This is a genomic window from Novosphingobium sp. BL-S-19 (assembly GCF_055521675.1).
This window is the reverse complement of sequence record NZ_CM145498.1, coordinates 3,847,404-3,863,774: the sequence shown is the minus strand read 5'-3', so window position 1 is coordinate 3,863,774 and position 16,371 is coordinate 3,847,404. Positions and strand designations below refer to the sequence as shown.

Below are 16,371 nucleotides of genomic sequence, written 5' to 3'. Positions count from 1 at the left end.
GATCAGCCGTCGTGGCCAAGGGCTCAGTCCAGTCCCTTGAGCGCCCGGATATTGGCGGCATAGTGCGACGGGCCGCCGCGGAAAGTGGCGGAACCCGCCACCAGCACGTCGGCACCGGCGGAAACGCAAAGCGGCGCGGTCTTGGGATCGACGCCGCCGTCGACTTCGAGATGAATCTCGCGGCCGGACTTGTCGATCATCTTGCGCACCGCCTCGATCTTGCGAAGCTGGCTGGAAATGAAGCTCTGGCCGCCGAAGCCGGGGTTCACGCTCATGATCAGGACCAGATCGATGTCGTCGATCAGATAGTCCAGCATCTTGGCGGGGGTGGCGGGGTTCAGCGAGATGCCGGCCTTCTTGCCCAGAGACTTGATCTTCTGGACGGTGCGGTGGACGTGCGGGCCGGCTTCCGGGTGCACGGTGATGATGTCGGCACCGGCGGCGGCGAAATCCTCAAGGAAGGAATCGACCGGGGAGATCATCAGATGCACGTCGAAGACCTTGGCCGAATGCGGGCGCAGCGCCTTCACCACGGCCGGGCCGATAGTGATGTTGGGCACGAAATGGCCGTCCATCACGTCGACATGAATCCAGTCGGCCCCGGCTTCGTCGACCGCGCGGACTTCTTCGCCAAGTCGCGCGAAGTCGGCGGAAAGGATCGACGGAGAGATCAGCGGAACGGTCATGGAAAATCTGTACTCCTACGGGTAACGAATAAGACACCATATGTAGTGGGGACAAGCAGCGTCCTGCGCTTTTCCACCACGCGATATGGAACAGGACGGCCCCTTGGCGGCTGGATCTTCCTTGCGCAATCGCGAATTGCCAATTCAGTGCGCATTCACGGCCCGGCTGCCAATTCGCTGGCGTGAAACGGCGGCCTGCGGCAGAGGGTGCTTGCGGCGGGTGCGATCGGCCAGATGGACAAGGTCACGGGACCGGACATGACTATGAAGCAAATGCATTTTTCCCGCACTGCCATTCGCGGCACGGTGGCTGCCGTAACAGTGATCGGGCTGACGGTTTCCGCCGGCGCGGCGGTGCGCCCGCATGAGGAAATCCGCAACGACATGAGCCTGTGCCGGGCCGACAAGGGGCCGGCACTGCTGGTCACGGTGGACGGAATCAAGGCATCGAGCGGATCGATCCGCGTCCAGAGCTACCGCGCGACGGCGGCGGACTGGTTGCAGTCCGGCAAGTGGATATCGCGCATGGAAGTGCCGGCGAAGGCAGGCACGATGACCTTCTGCGTGCCGCTGCCGGCCAGCGGCTCTTACGGCATCGCCGTGCGTCATGACGTCAACGACAACGGCAAGACCGACATCAGCAGCGATGGCGGGGCGATGTCCAACAATCCGCCGATCAGCATCTTCAACCTCGGCAAGCCCAGCTACACCAAAGTCGGCGTGCCGGTGGGCAACGAAGTGAAGTCGATCCGGGTGCAGATGCGGTACATGTGATGGGCGAGTGCCCTTCTGGGCACTCTAGGTGCGGTTAGGTGTCGTTAAGCCCGCGTCGAAAGAATGGCGCGGGCGTCGGCCAGATCAGATGGCTTGTCGACGTCCACTGCCGCCAGGCCATCCCTTGCGGCGACAAGGCGTGCGGAAACGCCGATCTTGTCGCCCAGCCGCGCCAGGGCGCCGGCCAGCGTCAGCCGGCCCAGTGCATAGCCGATCAGGATGCCGACGCCGAGCCTTGCAGCGATGCGCCAAGGCCGCTTGCGGTCGGCCTCCACCAGTTTCCAGGTATCGATGGCGGTTTCGGCGCGCGGCGTGTTCAGCAGGAACAGGTTGCAGCCGGACCAGTCGCCATCGGCAAAGCGCAGATACGTGCGCTTCGATCCGGGCATGGCCTGTTCGATAGCCTCGCGCCGGGCCAGCAGCACGGCGACATCGGCATCGGCCGGCGTATCGGCGATGAAATCGTCCACCCATGCGCTGCGCAGCAGGGCGTGATCCGACGTCGTCACCAACATCGGCGCGCCAAGGTGCTCCAGCCCCGCGGCGACGCTGGCGCTGGGGCCGGCCTTCGCTGGGATAACCTCGCAGCCAAGGTTCTGCGCCAGCGCGATCACTGCCGGGTCGTTGGCGACGACGGCGATCCGTTCGACGCGGCTCTGCCTGAGCGCGCCGACGACATGCGCGAGCATCGGCTTGCCGGCGATCTCCACCAGCGCCTTGTGGCTGGTACCCTCGCTGGCGGCGACCGGATCGGGGGCGCCGGGACGCGAGCCGGCGAGGACCAGCGCCGCGTGCGGGCGATCCATCATGCCAGCCGCTCCCGCGCCTTCTTCGCGCGCCAGACCTGCCAAAGCACGCCGGGCGCGGCGAGCACGGGATGGCGTTCGCGCCACGGCGTCAGCCGCACGGGAATGCCGGTGTGCCGCTCGATCTTCCACGCGGCATAGCGCGCGGCGCCCTCGAAAGTGGTGGAGGCTTTGAGCAGGCGCAGCACGTTGTAGGGCTTGCCCATCCGGCGGCGATGCGCCCACCAGCCGAGTGTCTTCTGACGCTCGGCGGCGGCGAGTTGCGGCTGGATCGTGCCATCGGCCTCCCGCGCGAAGGCAATGCCGTCGGCCTCCAGCGCCAGCGGCAGCAGCCCGTCGAAATGCTCGCGGTTCACCGAAAGGATCGAATCCTCGCGCCCCGCCTTCTCGACGCGGAATTCGGCGGCGTAAGTCGCGCGGAACAAGGCGCGCCAGTAATCCTCCGCCGTGCCTCGATCGGGGCCGAGCGCGACGGCAAGGCGGCTGGCGGTGCGGGCCGCACCGGAAACGGCCTTGGCCACGCTGTCGGCGGCAACCACATTGCGCTGCCAGGCAAGGCCGCTCGGCTGGACGAAGCGCGCCCAGATCGTGGTGTCGACCAGTTCGCCGGCAGCGGCGGCGCGGAAGGTTTCCAGCGCCATCGTCGCGACTTTGGCGCGCAGGACCACGCCTTCGCGTTCCCATTCGTGATAGCTGACGCGCGGCCAGATCTTCTCTACCTGCGGGCCATCGGTCAGCACGTAGAAATCCAGCACGCCTTCCAGCGATCCGGTGCGCAAGTTGGAGCCGTAGAACAGCACCGCCGCCGTGCCCGGCGTAGCGTGCGCCAAGCGTTCGGCGAAGGCGCGCACTTCCACCACCACAGCGCGGCCGAGCGCCTTGCGCACGCGCGTTTCCAGGGTTTCGCTGGAGATGTCCGTCATGCTTTCATGCTCGGGCAAGCCGGCCCCGAAATCAAGAGTCGGGGCCAGTATTGCGGGGTGGCATTGCCGAAGGTTCAGGGCACCACGAAAGTGATCGCGGGCCCTTCTTCCAGCACGTAGTTGCCGGAAGGAAAAGCCTCCCCATCCAGGATGAACGGCCCGTCGATGTCGAGGTCGATCGCGCTGGTGGCGAAGCGGTGTGCGCCGCTGCGGTCCAGGAAACGGCCCATGATGCCGAACATCAGGATCACCGGCAGCATGGCCATCATCCAGCGCACCGGCCAGTCGATCACCGCCAGCTTCATGCCAGAGGCAACCTTGCTGCCGAACGGCCTTGCGCCCAGCGGAAACTGTTCGAACGTGGTGGCCACCGTCATGAACCGCTCGTGCGGATTGCCCTTGCCGTTGTACGGCAGGTCGCGGCCACTGCGATGGTCGATCAGACGGGTCGGCGTGCTGGCGCGCCACGGATTGCCGGCGCGGCCGAACAGCGTCTGGATGATACCCCAGAGCACGGTCAGGCCGACGGCAAAGCTGTTGAAGGCGCCGCGACGGTGGGCTTCCTGGCCGGCCTTCGTGGCCAGCGCGAAGGCGCCGGTGCCGAAGATGAAGCCCTGGATGCAGCCGGAGCTGCCGTCCCGCGACGAAACCCGCAAGGGTGCACGCACCAGCGTATTGCCGCGATGGGCGGCCGCCAGTGCTTCGGCAAGCGACCACTGGTTCGGTAGGCCGAGATCGATCGCCAGCGCATTGGTCTTGCCCTTGGGCAGGACGATGAACGTGGGCCAGTGGTTGCCGAAAATATCGGCGCCGCAGGTCAGCACGTCCCGCACGGTGCCATCGCCGCCGTCGACTACGAGATAGTCGATCCCGCGCTGGGCGAAACCTTCGAGCACGCGATAGAGATCGATGCGCGTGCGCGGGGTTTCCGTCAGGATGTTGGAGCAATCCTCCATCTCGGGCGCGTGGCCCTTGTTGCGATGGCTGCGGGGATTGCGGATGATGCCGACGAGCGGCACTGCGCGGCCACGGCGCGACTGGCGCACCGGGCGGGGGGCCCGGCGAGAGCTTTGCTCACCGATGGTCGGCAGCGTTTCGAATTCGTAGATTGTTCCGTACACGGGAGCCTATGTAGTGTCACCCGCCCCGGAAATCACCAAGAAACATTCCCTGACACATTCAAGTTACAGTTCTATGGCGGTTTTCCGGGCGTTGAAATTCCGGCAACAAATTGCGCATTTCCTGCAAGCCGGTTGCGGAACGCGCTGCGGTGCGGGACCGGGTAAAACGCTTTGCCGCATTTCCAAATCGGTCGGGAAAGATTACGGCGAGTGGCATGGCCGATACGGAAAACTCCCCCCAGTCCCGTCCGATCGTCGTCACGATCGGCGATAACCCTCTGAAACTCTGGGGTCTTACAATGACCCAGCGGACGGCGCGAATTGCCCGCGCGAATGGCTGCGAGAGCGCCGACGCGCCGCCGGCAGGCGCCGCAATCCTGGCAAACGCCGCTTTCGCGTGGGATCCTGCGTGGTTTCGCCATGTTGCGGAGCGGCCGGGAATGGTGCTGACGCTGGGGGGCGTGCCCGTCCTGGCCCACGCGGCCGATTCTGACCAATCCGGGCGAATCACGGCGGCCATGAGCGCCGGATTCGCGCTCACCGATTCGTCCGGAATGGATGTGGTTGCGTTCGAGAGCGGACCGACCATCGAGAACAAGCAGCTGCGCAAGCGCGAGACGCCGTTCCTGATGGCCTTGACCGGCGACAGCGTGCGCCCGATCGAGCGGGCCAGCTATTTCGGTGCCTATAAGGGCGTGACCGATGTGCTGACCAAGTACCTTTGGCCCGAATGGGCGCTGGTGCTGACGCGCATCTGCGCCAAGCTGCACATTACCCCGAACATGGTGACCACGGTCGGCGCGGTGTTCTGCGTGATCGCCACCGTGCTCTTCGCCTATGGCCACTATTGGCTGGGCATGGCGCTGGGGCTGGTGTTCATGGTGCTGGACACGGTGGACGGCAAGCTGGCGCGCTGCACGATCACCTCTTCCGCCTGGGGCAACGTGTTCGATCACGGCATGGATCTGGTCCACCCGCCGTTCTGGTGGTGGTTCTGGGCGACCGGGCTGACTTACTGGGGTCTGGGCTATGACAGCACAACCTTCTGGCTGGTGCAGGCCGCGATCCAGGGCGGCTATCTGGTGCAGCGCCTGATCGAAGGCGTGTTCATGCGCCAGAACGGCATGATGCACATCCACGTCTGGCGCAAGTTCGACAGCCAGTTCCGCCTGATCACTGCGCGCCGCAACCCGAACATGGTGATCCTGTTCGTCTCGATGCTGTTCTCGCGGCCCGATCTGGGCCTGATCGCGGTGGCGTGGTGGACGGTGATTTCCTGTCTGGTTCACGCCGTGCGGCTGGTGCAGGCATGGATCGTGCGCGGACAGGGCGGCAAGATCACGTCCTGGCTGGCGGATTCCTGAAGGGAGAAGGTGCGATGAACGCGACGATGGAAAAGTTCGGTTTCCCGGCAAGCCTCGTCGCGGAATTCGGTCACTGGGTGGTGCTGGCGCGGCCTGCGCAGCCCACTCTGGGCTCGCTGGTGCTGGCTGCGAAGGGCGAGGCCACGGCGTTCGGCGATCTGCCGGCGGAGGCCCATGCCGAACTCAAGCAGGCGACGGGCGCGATCGAGCGCGCGCTGGCCGAAGCGGTCGGCTACGCGAAGCTCAATTACCTGATGCTGATGATGGTGGACCCGCACGTCCACTTCCACGTCATCCCGCGCTACGAAGGCGTGCGCGAGTGGCAGGGGCGCGAATTCGTCGATTGCGGCTGGCCGAAAGTGCCGGACCTTGGCCATGCCGTCGCGCTGGAAGGCGAAGACCTTGCCGCGCTGGTGGCGTGGCTGAAACCGCTGTTCGGATAATTCGGTCGATGGCGCAGGAAGCCGATGCTCCCTGCGCCAATCGCCATCAATACATGTGCTGGCCGCCGTTGATCGACAGGGTCGATCCGGTCACGAAAGCCGCATTTTCAGAGCAGAGGAACGCGCAGCCGCGCGCGATCTCGTAAGCGCTGCCAAGGCGGCCCACCGGGATCTTGGCAACGATCTTTTCCAGCACCGGGGGCGGAACGGCGGCCACCATGTCGGTATCGATATAGCCGGGCGCGATGGCGTTGACGGTGACGCCGAACTTGGCGCCTTCCTGCGCCAGCGCCTTGGTGAAGCCGTGGATGCCGGACTTGGCGGCGGCGTAATTCACCTGGCCGTACTGGCCGGCCTGACCGTTGATCGAACCGATATTGACGATACGGCCCCAACCGCGATCGCGCATGCCCTGGAATGTGGCTTTGGCCATGTTGAAGCAGCCGCCCAGGTTGATGCGCATGACGTCGTTCCAGTCGTCGAACGTCATCTTGTGCAGCACGCCGTCGCGCGTGATGCCGGCATTGTTGATGACGATATCGACCGGGCCGTGCTTTTCGGTGACTTCGGCCACGCCGGCTAGCACCGCCTCGTGATCGCCCACGTCCCACTTGTAGGCGGGGATGCCGGTCCTTTCGGTGAAGGCGCGGGCCTTCTCCTCATTGCCTGCGTAATTTGCAACTACGGTATGTCCACGTTCCTTGAGGGCGAGCGAGATAGCCTCGCCAATGCCCCGGGTACCGCCGGTAACGATCGCAACACGCGCCATTCTCAAGCCTTTCGCTTCAGTGCATCCACCGGGAGGCAGGCTAGGAAATGCGCAAGGTCAGGGCAAGCGGAACGCCACCGTGCAAGAGGCTTATTTGCGCCGAAATGATTGAGACGAGCGCAACTGTGATTGCGTGAAAGGAAACTGTAATGAACCGCCTTTAGGGGCGTCAGAACCGGAATTGCGTGCCCAGATAGATGGCCTGCGAATCCTGCTTGCCGTCGGTCAGTGGCACCAGACGCTCGCGATCTTGCGAATAGCGCACGCCTGCGGTGACATCGAGGTTCTTGGTCAGGCGGTAGGAGCCGCCAAGATCCACCTCGCCAGCCTCACCCGCGAAAGTGTGGGGCGCGCGGCCTGGCGGGCGCTTCTCATCGATCGAGATGCGGGGGGAAAAGCGCGATTCGGCAGGATCCGCGGCATTGGCGGCAAGGCTGAATTTGCGCAATTCGGGCGCCTCTGCCAGCGCGTGAGCCGGCGGTGCTGCCTGCGTTTGCGCCGTGTCCGGCGAGAAATTCTGGTAGCCGCGCGAAACGCCCAGGTTGAATGCCGTCGGTGCGATGCGCAGGCCGCCCGCGTCGGTATCCGTCCGCGCGACCTGGATGCGATTGTGCACGACGATGATCGACTGGGCTGCCGCATCGTCCACGCGCACCGCCACCGTCACCGCGCGATCGGGGCGATTGGGGGTGCCGGCCGGCGTGAAGGGAAACGGCTGCCCCTTGCCCAGCGAGCGCATGGCGATCACGCGCGAAAGATTTTCGTTCGACGTATCGGGGTCCAGCGAATCGATGGAGGTATCGGGCCGCTGCGCTTCGCGGAAAGTGGTGGAGAACGCCAGCACCGCGCTGGGCAGCGCGAGCACGCAGACACAGCCGGCCAGCATGACGCTCGCCTTCATGCCGCCTCTCGACGTGCGTTTGCGTTGCAGTTCCATCGTGACGTCCTGAACGGCCCTTCACCCTGTTCGTGCCGCATGCCCGCCCAGCGTGGCAAGCGCGCTTGTTCTGTGGAGGTGGCGGACATAGCTGCCAATCCTCACCAGCGCACCTTAACACATGATGATCGAAAGCGGGAGAGGGCGCGACGGGCGAGAGAAACGGGCTGCCGAAACGGCGGGCGCGTTCAGGTGGCGTTTAACGCATCTACCGTTTAGCCGGTCTGCCGATGCGGCCACTCTTGCCGCCCGGGCAACGGCGGCTATAGAGGCGTTTGGATGGCAACCGTCGGTGTTTCGGCGGGTGGTGCCGAGACAGGAACTGGAAACGACATGACAGGCAGCACCGACAAGGGCCTCTTCACCGCTCGATCGCTGGCAACTGCGGGCTTTTGTGCCGTTGCGGCGCTTGCACTGGCGGGCTGCGGTGGCGGCCGGAAAGAGAAGCAGGTCAAGTCTGCGGCGGCTGCCCCTTCGATGGTCACCACCATCGGCGTCAACAGCTACCTGTGGCGCGCCAGCCTCGATTCGCTGTCGTTCATGCCGCTTCTCCAGTCGGACAGCGCCGGCGGCGTGCTCGTCACCGACTGGTACACCAACCCCAAGAACCCGGGCGAGCGCGTCAAGGTCACCGTGATGATCCTCGACAAGGATCTGCGCGCCGATGCCCTGCGCGTCACCGCGCAGCGCGAAGTTTCGGCCGGTGGCGGCTGGACGGCGGCGCCGGTTCAGGCGGCCACCGTGCAGAAGCTTGAGGACATCATCCTCACCCGCGCCCGCGACCTGCGTCGCGATTCGATCGGCGGCTGATTTATTTTCCCGCGGGCTGATCCGGCCCGCGGATTCAATGGCGCGGGCGAAAGCCGCCCGCAGGAGACCTGATAGAAATGACCGAGCGGTTCGACCCGGCTCAGGCGGACACGCGCTGGCAGGCTGCGTGGGACGAAGCCCAGTGCTTCAAGGCTGACGATACTTCGTCGAAGCCCCGCAGCTTCGTGCTTGAGATGTTCCCCTATCCCTCGGGACGCATCCATATCGGCCACGTCCGTAACTACACGATGGGCGACGTGCTGGCGCGCTACAAGCGCATGACCGGCCACGAAGTGCTCCACCCGATGGGCTGGGACGCGTTCGGTATGCCCGCCGAGAACGCGGCGATGGAAAAGGGCGTCCACCCCGGCGGCTGGACGCGCGAGAACATCGCCAACATGAAGGCGCAGCTGAAGCGCTTGGGCTTCGCGCTCGACTGGAGTCGTGAGATCGCCACGTGTGAGCCGGAATACTACGGCCACGAGCAGGCGCTTTTCATCGACCTCTATGAGAACGGCCTGGTCTACCGCAAGGAATCGGCGGTCAACTGGGATCCGGTCGACCAGACCGTGCTCGCCAACGAGCAGGTGATCGACGGGCGCGGCTGGCGCTCGGGCGCGCTGGTGGAGAAGCGCAAGCTCTCCCAGTGGTTCCTCAAGATCACCGACTTCGCGGACGAGCTGCTGGAAGGCCTCTCCACGCTCGACAAGTGGCCTGAGAAGGTCCGCACGATGCAGGAGAACTGGATCGGCAAGAGCCAAGGCCTGCAGTTCAAGTTCGACCTGACCGCCGAAGTGGGCGGCATCGGTTCGGTGGAAGTCTACTCGACCCGCCCGGACACGATCTTCGGTGCCAGCTTCGTGGCCGTCGCTGCCGATCACCCGATCGCGCAGGCGGCTGCCGTCGGCCGCCCCGAGGTCGAGGATTTCATCGCGCTGTGCAAGCAGGGCGGCACCACCGCGGCCGAACTGGAAACCGCCGAGAAGCTGGGCTTCGATACCGGCATCAAGGCCAGGCATCCGTTCACCGGCGCCGACCTGCCGGTCTACATCGCCAACTTCGTGCTGATGGACTACGGCACCGGTGCGGTCATGGCCGTTCCGGGCCACGACCAGCGCGACTTCGAATTCGCCACCAAGTACGGCTTGCCGATCCTGCGTGTCGTCGCGGCGAGCGAGGCCGATGCCGACAAGCCGTTCGATGGCGAGTCCGAGGCCGGTGACGGCGTCTGCGTCCATTCCGACTTCCTCAACGGCATGGCCGTGAGGGATGCCAAGGCCGCCGTCATCGCGCGCGCCGAGGCCGAAGGCTGGGGTGAGGGCAAGACCGTGTGGCGCCTGCGCGACTGGGGCGTTTCGCGCCAGCGCTACTGGGGCACGCCGATCCCGTTCATCCACTGCGAGGTTTGCGGCGTAGTGCCGGTGCCCAAGAAGCACCTGCCGGTCACGCTGCCCGAGGATGTCGATTTCTCGACCCCCGGCAACCCGCTGGTCCGCCACCCGACCTGGAAGCATGTCGACTGCCCGCAGTGCGGCCACCCCGCGCGCCGCGAGACCGACACGCTCGACACGTTCGTCGACTCTTCGTGGTACTTCCTGCGCTTCGCCAGCCAGCCCGAGGATCGCCCGTTCGATCCGGCCAAGATCGCCGAATGGCTGCCGGTGGAACAGTACATCGGCGGCATCGAGCATGCGATCCTGCACTTGCTCTACGCCCGCTTCTGGACGCGCGCGCTGGCTCGCATCGGCAAGGTAGAGGTGAAGGAACCCTTCGCCAGCCTGTTCACGCAGGGCATGGTCACGCACGAAACCTATTTCCGCATCAACGATGCCAATGGCCAGCCGGTCTACTTCTCGCCCGGCGAGATCGAGCGCGGCAGCGAAAGTGCAACGCTGAAGGCCGATGGTGCCCCGGTCGAGATCGGCCGCGTCATCAAGATGTCGAAGTCGAAGAAGAACGTCGTCGACCCCGACGAGATCGTCGCGACCTACGGCGCCGACGCGATCCGCTGGTTCATGCTGTCCGACAGCCCGCCGGAACGCGACCTGCCGTGGTCGGAAGCCGGCATCGAGGGCTGCGGCCGCTTCGTCCAGCGCCTGTGGCGTCTGTTCGCCCAGTACGACGCTGCGGCGACTGGCGAGGACAAGGCGATCGACCGCAAGGCGCACCAGACGGTGGCCGCTGTCGCTTCGGACATCGAATCGCTGGGCTTCAACAAGGCCGTGGCGCGCATCTACGAACTGACCGGCGCGGTCGAGAAGGCGGCCCCTTCGGCCAGCCGTTCGAACGCGATCCGCACGGTTCTGCTGCTCGTCTCGCCGATGATGCCGCACCTTGCCGAAGAGGCTTTCGCCACTTTCGGAGAAGGTCTCGTGGCGCAGGCGGCATGGCCCGAAGTCGATCCGGCGCTGCTGGTCGAGGATGAGGTGACCGTGGCCGTCCAGGTGAAGGGCAAGCTGCGCGATACGCTGACCGTCGCCAAGGGCACGTCCAAGGAAGAGCTTGAAGCGCTTGCCCTTGCCAGCGAGAAAGTGCAGCGTGCACTCGATGGCGCCGAGGTGAGAAAAGTGATCGTCGTTCCCGACCGACTGGTGAATCTCGTCGCGTGAAGCGCCTGAGCGTCCTTCTCGGAGCCGTGCTGCTCTCCGGCTGCGGCCTCACCCCGATGTATGCGGGGGGAGGCAGCGGCGCGATCGCGCGCGGCCTTTCCGATGTGCAGGTCTCGGCGATCGAGGGACGCGCCGGTTGGCTGGTGCGCAATGCCCTGGTCGACCAACTGGGCGCAGGCAAGACCGGCTCCGCCGCCAAGTATCGGCTCGACGTTCGTCTGGACGACAAGCTGGAAGGTCTGGCATTGCTGTCGGACGATACGATCAGCCGCGAACGCCGCACCCTGCGCGCGCGTTACCAGCTGGTCGATGTGTCCAGTGGGGAGATCGTGCTGGACGCCACGGCGGCATCGGATGCCGGTATCGACGTCGTATCGTCCGACTATGCGACGATCGCCGCCGAGCAGACCGCGCTGGAAAATCTCTCCAAGGATGTCGCCTCGCGCATCGTCACCGGGGTCGCGCTGCGGCTGCGGGGCGATACGCACCAGTGACCCAGCCGTGAAGGGCCGCAATCGGTGAAGGCGACCCGTAAGGATTTTGCCGGCATGGCCGCGCGCGCGGCACAGCAGGCGCGGGTGTTCTTTTTCTGCGGGCCGGACGAGGCCGGATGCAGCGACGCGGCCGAGAAGATCGTCTCGCTGCTGTCCGCGCCGGGCGAGCGCGTGGAGATGACCGGCGCCGAATTGCGCAAGGATCCGGTGCGGCTGGGCGACGAGGCGCGCTCCAACTCGCTGTTCGGGGGCACCGATCGGCACATCTGGGTGCGCGCGCAGGGCGATGAAGCCCATGATGCGGTGCAGATCCTGATCGAGAATCCGGTCGATTCCTGCCCGGTGCTGATCGTCGCCACCGGCGCTACCGACAAGTCGCGCACCGCAAAGCTGCTTGCCGCGCGCAGCGATGCGCTGGTGACGATGTTCCATCCGCCCGATCTCGGCACCGTGGCCGCCGCCGTGCGCACCATGGCCAATGGCGCCGGGCTGAAGCTGGGCAGCGAACTGGCGGAGCGGATCGCCCGCGGCGCCGGGCTCGATACGCGGCTGGCGCGGTCCGAAGTGACCAAGCTGGCGCTCTATCTGGATGCCCTGCCGGAAACGCCGCGTGCGGTGTCGGCAGGTGATCTGGACGCGATCGGCGCGTCGACCGAGGATGACGACTTTTCGCCGCTGGTCGATGCCGTGCTGGGCGGAAAGCGCGCGGCGATCGGCCCCGAGCTGAAGCGTATGAAGGATCAGGGTATCAACCCCGTGGGCTTGCTGCTGGCCTTCGAACGCCGGGCGGCGCAATTGGCCGGGCTCAATGCGCGGCTGGGGCATGGCGGAGACGTCGGTGCCTTGCTGGAAGCCGAAGCGGGAGCGCGCCGCGTGTTCTGGAAAGACAAGCCCGCACTGTCCGCCCAACTGCGCATTTGGCGCGGCCCGCGACTCGCGCGACTGGTGGCGCGACTTGTTGCGATGCACCAATCCTTGCTTGGCAATAGTCAGGATTCGGAACTGTTATTGTCCCAGGGCTTACTGGAAATTGCGCGCACGGCATGTCTTGATGTAGAACATCGGACAAATAGAACGGCTTAACCTAACGTTCTTCCCCCTTACGCATTACCCTTATAGGGTCACATTGCTATTGCACCGCAGCATTGAATCCCGTTCGCACAGGTCGCGATAGGTTTCGACGACGTCGTTTCCGGAACGGGGATGCGGCAATGGGGAGTGTTGAACGAGTGAACGCGCCATTCGCGGTATCTCTGCAGGCACGGCAACGGCCAGAGGCAGACGAGTTGCTCGTCGCTCCCTCGCTGGAGCGGCGGCGCCTTCAGTGTTACCTCGTCCTGATCGTTTCCGATATCGTTTCGCTGGCCGCGGGGTTTCTGGCGGCCGGCTGGCTTTATGACATGAACGACGGGGCGATGCGCTCCATGGTCTACGGCCAGGTGCTGCTGCCGATCTTCCTGACTTTGGCACTTTACAACGGTTCCTACTCCACTTGCGCGCTGCGCGAAGGCTGGCGCGGTGTGCTGCGTGCGCAGGCGGCCATTCTCGTCGCCGTGGCGGTGGTGGTCTTCGTCCAGTTCCTGATGAAATCGTCCAGCGAATCGTCGCGCGGTGCTTTCAGCGGCGGCGTGATCCTGGCGATGGTGCTGCTGGCATGGTCGCGATTGCAACTGCGCAGCTTTGTGCGGTGGCGCGTCGGTGCCAATGTGATCAACGAACTGATCATCGACGATGGCGGGCCGCAGTTGCGCTTGCCCGGAGCAATCCGGGTGTCCGCCGCGGCAATGGGGCTGCGTCCGGATCTTACCGATCCCCATGCGCTCGATCGCCTTGGTCTGGTGCTTCGCAACATCGATCGCGTAATCATCAGCTGCCCGGCCGATCGCCGCAGCAGCTGGGCGATGATCCTCAAGGGCGCGAACGTCGATGGCGAGGTGTTGGACGACGAAGTGGCGCGGCTGGGCGCGCAGGGTGCGCGGGTCGCGGCCAACCACGGCCTGCTGCTGGTTTCGGCCGGGCCGCTGGGTCTGCGCGAACGCGCGATCAAGCGGATCTTCGACGTGGGCTTTGCCGGCAGTGCGATCCTTGCGCTGTCCCCGCTGATGCTGGTCGTCGCGCTGGCGGTGAAATTCCAGGACGGCGGGCCGGTGTTCTTCACCCAGCGCCGAATGGGCCGCGGCAACCGCTTTTTCAACATGTACAAGTTCCGCTCGATGACGCAGACCCTGTGCGATGAGGACGGCAACCAGTCCGCCTCCAAGGACGATCAGCGCATCACCGCGATCGGCCGCTTCATCCGCCGCACCAGCATCGACGAACTGCCGCAGCTGTTCAACGTGCTGCTGGGGGACATGAGCCTGGTGGGCCCGCGTCCCCATGCGACGGGATCGCTGGCGGGCGACAAGCTGTTCTGGGAAGTGGACTTGCGATACTGGCAGCGCCACTCACTGAAGCCCGGCCTTTCCGGCCTGGCGCAAGTGCGCGGCTTCCGGGGGGCGACCGACCATGAATCGGATCTCGTCAACCGCCTCCAGTCCGACCTCGAATACCTGGAGGGCTGGACGATCATGCGCGATCTGCAGATCCTGTTCCTGACCTTGCGGGTACTCGTGCACGATCGGGCGTTCTAACCGACCGGCGCTTCGGAAGCGCACTTCGAAAAGGGCGAAACGAGCCGCCCGATTTCGAACAATAGCCCGAACCATCCTCAAAGCGCGATTGATCGACGGGCCTTAGCGGGCTTTCGTCGTCCAACAACGCTTTCGAGGCGCGTTCAGTTCTTCTTGGGTACGTTGAAGGTGCCGGTAACGCGCCCGCCCGATGCGGAGGAGACGCCGCTCTTCAGGTCGATCACGAAGCGGCCGCCACGCAGTGTGTCGCCGCCGGCGCGCTTCAGCGTTGCATTGCCGACCATCGTGATGATGCGCTGATTCAGATCGTAGATCGCGGTATCGCCGGTAGCCGTCTGGTCCTGGCGAGTCACCACGACGCTGCCGCTGGCAGTGATGCGGTTGACTTGCATCTGGCTGGAATTGGCAAGATCGATCACCGTGCGGGCAGCGCGCATGCGCAAGTCGGTCTGGGTGATGTCGACATTGCCGGTCAGCACGACCCGATTCTGCTTGTCCTGCATCTCGATGCGGTCGGCGCCGAAATCGACCGGGGCGTTGCTGTTGTGCCCGGAAAGAGCCTGAGCGCCCAGCTGCTGCGCGGCAGTGACGATGGCTAGTCCCACAACCGGCAAGGCGACAGCGGTGCGGAGGAGGCCGGAGCGAACGGTCATTGGGGGATCCTCAGCTTGCCGGGCGTGATGCGCCCGCGCGCATTGCCTTCGAGCGTTATTGTACGGTTGTCGAGATCAGCATGCATCGTATTGCCGCTGAACGTGCCGCTGGGGCCGCTGCCGGAGACACCGCCTGAAGCAACCGCGGTCTTCTGCTTGACGTCGATGTCCACTTGCTTGGTGGTCATCTGGTAACCGCCGGCGCCGTTGAAGTTCACTGGGCCGGACACCTTCATGGTATCCTCGTCGAAATTATAGGCCCCGCGCGGTGCCGCGATCGTGGTGGGCCCGTCCTTCATGTTCATCTTGGCAACGAGGTCGAGCATATCCACCACCGGAATATCCGGTGAATGCTGTACGGCGGTGCCGGCAGTAACCACGAAGTCACGTCCCGAATTGTCCTGACCGCGATAGGCGGCGTTGGACACCGCGATGCGCTGTTCCGTCACCGCCACCTTGTTCCGGTCCAGCAGGAAGCTGATCTCTCCGCGCGGGGAGAGGGGGATCAGGATCATCACCGCGGCAACCAGCCCGATGCCGGTGGGCAGCGCCTTTGCCAGGAAGCCGACCAGACGATCGTGCGAACCGCCGGGCGCGGCGAAATGCCGGCGGCGATTGCGGATCTGGATGGCTTCTTCGGACATGCGCGCGTGCTCTCCGGTTTAAGGGTCAGGCGGCTTCGTGGCTGAAGATGTCGTGATCGGGCCACCCGGCGAGATCGAGCCGCGCGCGGGCGGGCAGGAAGTCGAAACAGGCCTGCGCGATCTCGGTCCGGTTTTCGCGGGCCAGCCGCACGACGAGAATCTCGTGCATGGCGTGAAGATAGCGCACGTCCGACGCGGCATAGTCCTTCTGTGCGTCGGTGAGTTCGGCCGCGCCCCAGTCGCTCGACTGCTGCTGCTTGGACACTTCCTTGCCCAGCAGTTCGCGCACCAGGTCCTTCAGTCCGTGGCGGTCGGTGTACGTGCGGGTCAGCTTGCTGGCGATCTTGGTGCAGAACACCGGCGCGGCAGTGACGCCAAGGTAGTGCTCGATCGCGGCAAGATCGAATCGCGCGAAGTGATAGAGCTTCAGGCGCGCCGGGTCGGCCAGCACCGCTTTCAGATTGGGCGCGTCATAGGCGCTGCCCGGCGCGAAGCGGACGAGATGCTCATCCCCTTTGCCATCGGAAATCTGGACCACGCAGAGGCGGTCGCGCGGGGTGATCAGGCCCATCGTCTCGGTATCGACGGCAACGGGCCCCGGCGCGAGCACGCCTTCGGGGAGATCTTCTTCGTGGAGATAGACAGCCATAGTCCGGAAATGCTTAGGGACTGGCCCAGGTTTTCGCAATGGTCGGATGCCCCCTCGGG

17 protein-coding genes are annotated in these 16,371 nt (G+C 65.1%); 8 read left to right on the top strand and 9 right to left on the bottom strand.

Features of this window, described 5'->3' with window-relative positions; translation table 11 throughout:
* Positions 1 to 23 precede the first annotated feature (23 nt).
* A complete protein-coding gene (gene rpe / locus ACZ1JV_RS26455) occupies positions 24 to 686 on the bottom strand; it encodes a ribulose-phosphate 3-epimerase (protein WP_465136865.1) in 663 nt (220 codons plus the stop codon).
* A 258-nt stretch (positions 687 to 944) separates the two neighbouring features.
* Here rpe and ACZ1JV_RS26450 point away from each other — a divergent pair, with 258 nt between their 5' ends.
* Positions 945 to 1,460 carry a DUF2141 domain-containing protein gene (locus ACZ1JV_RS26450; RefSeq protein ID WP_465151201.1) on the top strand — a complete coding sequence of 172 codons (516 nt, stop codon included), beginning with the start codon at positions 945 to 947 and terminating at the stop codon, positions 1,458 to 1,460.
* A gap of 44 nt (positions 1,461 to 1,504) precedes the next feature.
* On the opposite strand, the gene ACZ1JV_RS26445 is transcribed toward ACZ1JV_RS26450, so the two are convergent.
* The 3 genes from ACZ1JV_RS26445 to ACZ1JV_RS26435 all read right to left on the bottom strand — a co-directional run bounded on the left by ACZ1JV_RS26445 (position 1,505) and on the right by ACZ1JV_RS26435 (position 4,310).
* Positions 1,505 to 2,269, bottom strand: a complete 765-nt coding sequence (locus ACZ1JV_RS26445; RefSeq protein ID WP_465151200.1) for a nucleotidyltransferase family protein — start codon at positions 2,267 to 2,269, stop codon at positions 1,505 to 1,507.
* Positions 2,266 to 3,189 (bottom strand): hypothetical protein, encoded by a 924-nt coding sequence (locus ACZ1JV_RS26440; protein WP_465151199.1) that lies wholly within the window; start codon positions 3,187 to 3,189, stop codon positions 2,266 to 2,268. The genes ACZ1JV_RS26445 and ACZ1JV_RS26440 overlap by 4 nt, the downstream gene beginning before the upstream one ends.
* A 74-nt stretch (positions 3,190 to 3,263) precedes the next feature.
* Entirely contained in the window at positions 3,264 to 4,310 is a 1,047-nt protein-coding gene (locus ACZ1JV_RS26435) for a diacylglycerol/lipid kinase family protein (protein WP_465151198.1), read from the bottom strand.
* Between the two features lie 215 nt (positions 4,311 to 4,525).
* Between ACZ1JV_RS26435 and ACZ1JV_RS26430 the strand changes: the two genes are divergently transcribed.
* Positions 4,526 to 5,674, top strand: coding sequence for a CDP-alcohol phosphatidyltransferase family protein (locus ACZ1JV_RS26430; protein WP_465151197.1), 1,149 nt, complete (start codon positions 4,526 to 4,528; stop codon positions 5,672 to 5,674).
* A gap of 14 nt (positions 5,675 to 5,688) precedes the next feature.
* Entirely contained in the window at positions 5,689 to 6,117 is a 429-nt protein-coding gene (locus tag ACZ1JV_RS26425; RefSeq protein WP_465151196.1) for an HIT family protein, read from the top strand.
* Positions 6,118 to 6,163: 46 nt separating this feature from the next.
* On the opposite strand, the gene phbB is transcribed toward ACZ1JV_RS26425, so the two are convergent.
* Positions 6,164 to 6,886, bottom strand: coding sequence for an acetoacetyl-CoA reductase (gene phbB / locus ACZ1JV_RS26420; RefSeq protein ID WP_465136872.1), 723 nt, complete (start codon positions 6,884 to 6,886; stop codon positions 6,164 to 6,166).
* 169 nt (positions 6,887 to 7,055) lie between these two features.
* On the bottom strand, positions 7,056 to 7,823 hold the full coding sequence (locus ACZ1JV_RS26415) for a hypothetical protein (protein WP_465151195.1): 768 nt from the start codon (positions 7,821 to 7,823) through the stop codon (positions 7,056 to 7,058).
* A 333-nt stretch (positions 7,824 to 8,156) separates the two neighbouring features.
* On the opposite strand from ACZ1JV_RS26415, the gene ACZ1JV_RS26410 reads away from it, so the two are divergent.
* The 5 genes from ACZ1JV_RS26410 to ACZ1JV_RS26390 all read left to right on the top strand — a co-directional run bounded on the left by ACZ1JV_RS26410 (position 8,157) and on the right by ACZ1JV_RS26390 (position 14,366).
* A complete protein-coding gene (locus ACZ1JV_RS26410; RefSeq protein ID WP_465136874.1) occupies positions 8,157 to 8,633 on the top strand; it encodes a DUF3576 domain-containing protein in 477 nt (158 codons plus the stop codon).
* Between the two features lie 77 nt (positions 8,634 to 8,710).
* Positions 8,711 to 11,242 carry a leucine--tRNA ligase gene (leuS, locus tag ACZ1JV_RS26405; RefSeq protein WP_465151194.1) on the top strand — a complete coding sequence of 844 codons (2,532 nt, stop codon included), beginning with the start codon at positions 8,711 to 8,713 and terminating at the stop codon, positions 11,240 to 11,242.
* The gene (gene lptE / locus ACZ1JV_RS26400; protein ID WP_465136876.1) at positions 11,239 to 11,736 is read left to right on the top strand and encodes an LPS assembly lipoprotein LptE; all 498 of its coding nucleotides are present in this window, start codon (positions 11,239 to 11,241) and stop codon (positions 11,734 to 11,736) included. The genes leuS and lptE overlap by 4 nt, the downstream gene beginning before the upstream one ends.
* Positions 11,737 to 11,760: 24 nt before the next feature.
* Positions 11,761 to 12,819 (top strand): DNA polymerase III subunit delta, encoded by a 1,059-nt coding sequence (gene holA, locus ACZ1JV_RS26395; RefSeq protein ID WP_465151193.1) that lies wholly within the window; start codon positions 11,761 to 11,763, stop codon positions 12,817 to 12,819.
* A 146-nt stretch (positions 12,820 to 12,965) separates the two neighbouring features.
* Entirely contained in the window at positions 12,966 to 14,366 is a 1,401-nt protein-coding gene (locus ACZ1JV_RS26390; protein ID WP_465151192.1) for a sugar transferase, read from the top strand.
* Between the two features lie 143 nt (positions 14,367 to 14,509).
* On the opposite strand, the gene ACZ1JV_RS26385 is transcribed toward ACZ1JV_RS26390, so the two are convergent.
* The 3 genes from ACZ1JV_RS26385 to ACZ1JV_RS26375 are packed head-to-tail and all read right to left on the bottom strand — an operon-like array spanning position 14,510 to position 16,312.
* Positions 14,510 to 15,019 (bottom strand): LptA/OstA family protein, encoded by a 510-nt coding sequence (locus ACZ1JV_RS26385; RefSeq protein WP_465151191.1) that lies wholly within the window; start codon positions 15,017 to 15,019, stop codon positions 14,510 to 14,512.
* Positions 15,016 to 15,663 carry an LPS export ABC transporter periplasmic protein LptC gene (lptC, locus tag ACZ1JV_RS26380; protein WP_465136880.1) on the bottom strand — a complete coding sequence of 216 codons (648 nt, stop codon included), beginning with the start codon at positions 15,661 to 15,663 and terminating at the stop codon, positions 15,016 to 15,018. The genes ACZ1JV_RS26385 and lptC overlap by 4 nt, the downstream gene beginning before the upstream one ends.
* A 25-nt stretch (positions 15,664 to 15,688) precedes the next feature.
* Positions 15,689 to 16,312, bottom strand: a complete 624-nt coding sequence (locus tag ACZ1JV_RS26375) for a ribonuclease D (protein WP_465136881.1) — start codon at positions 16,310 to 16,312, stop codon at positions 15,689 to 15,691.
* Between the last annotated feature and the right edge of the window lie 59 nt (positions 16,313 to 16,371).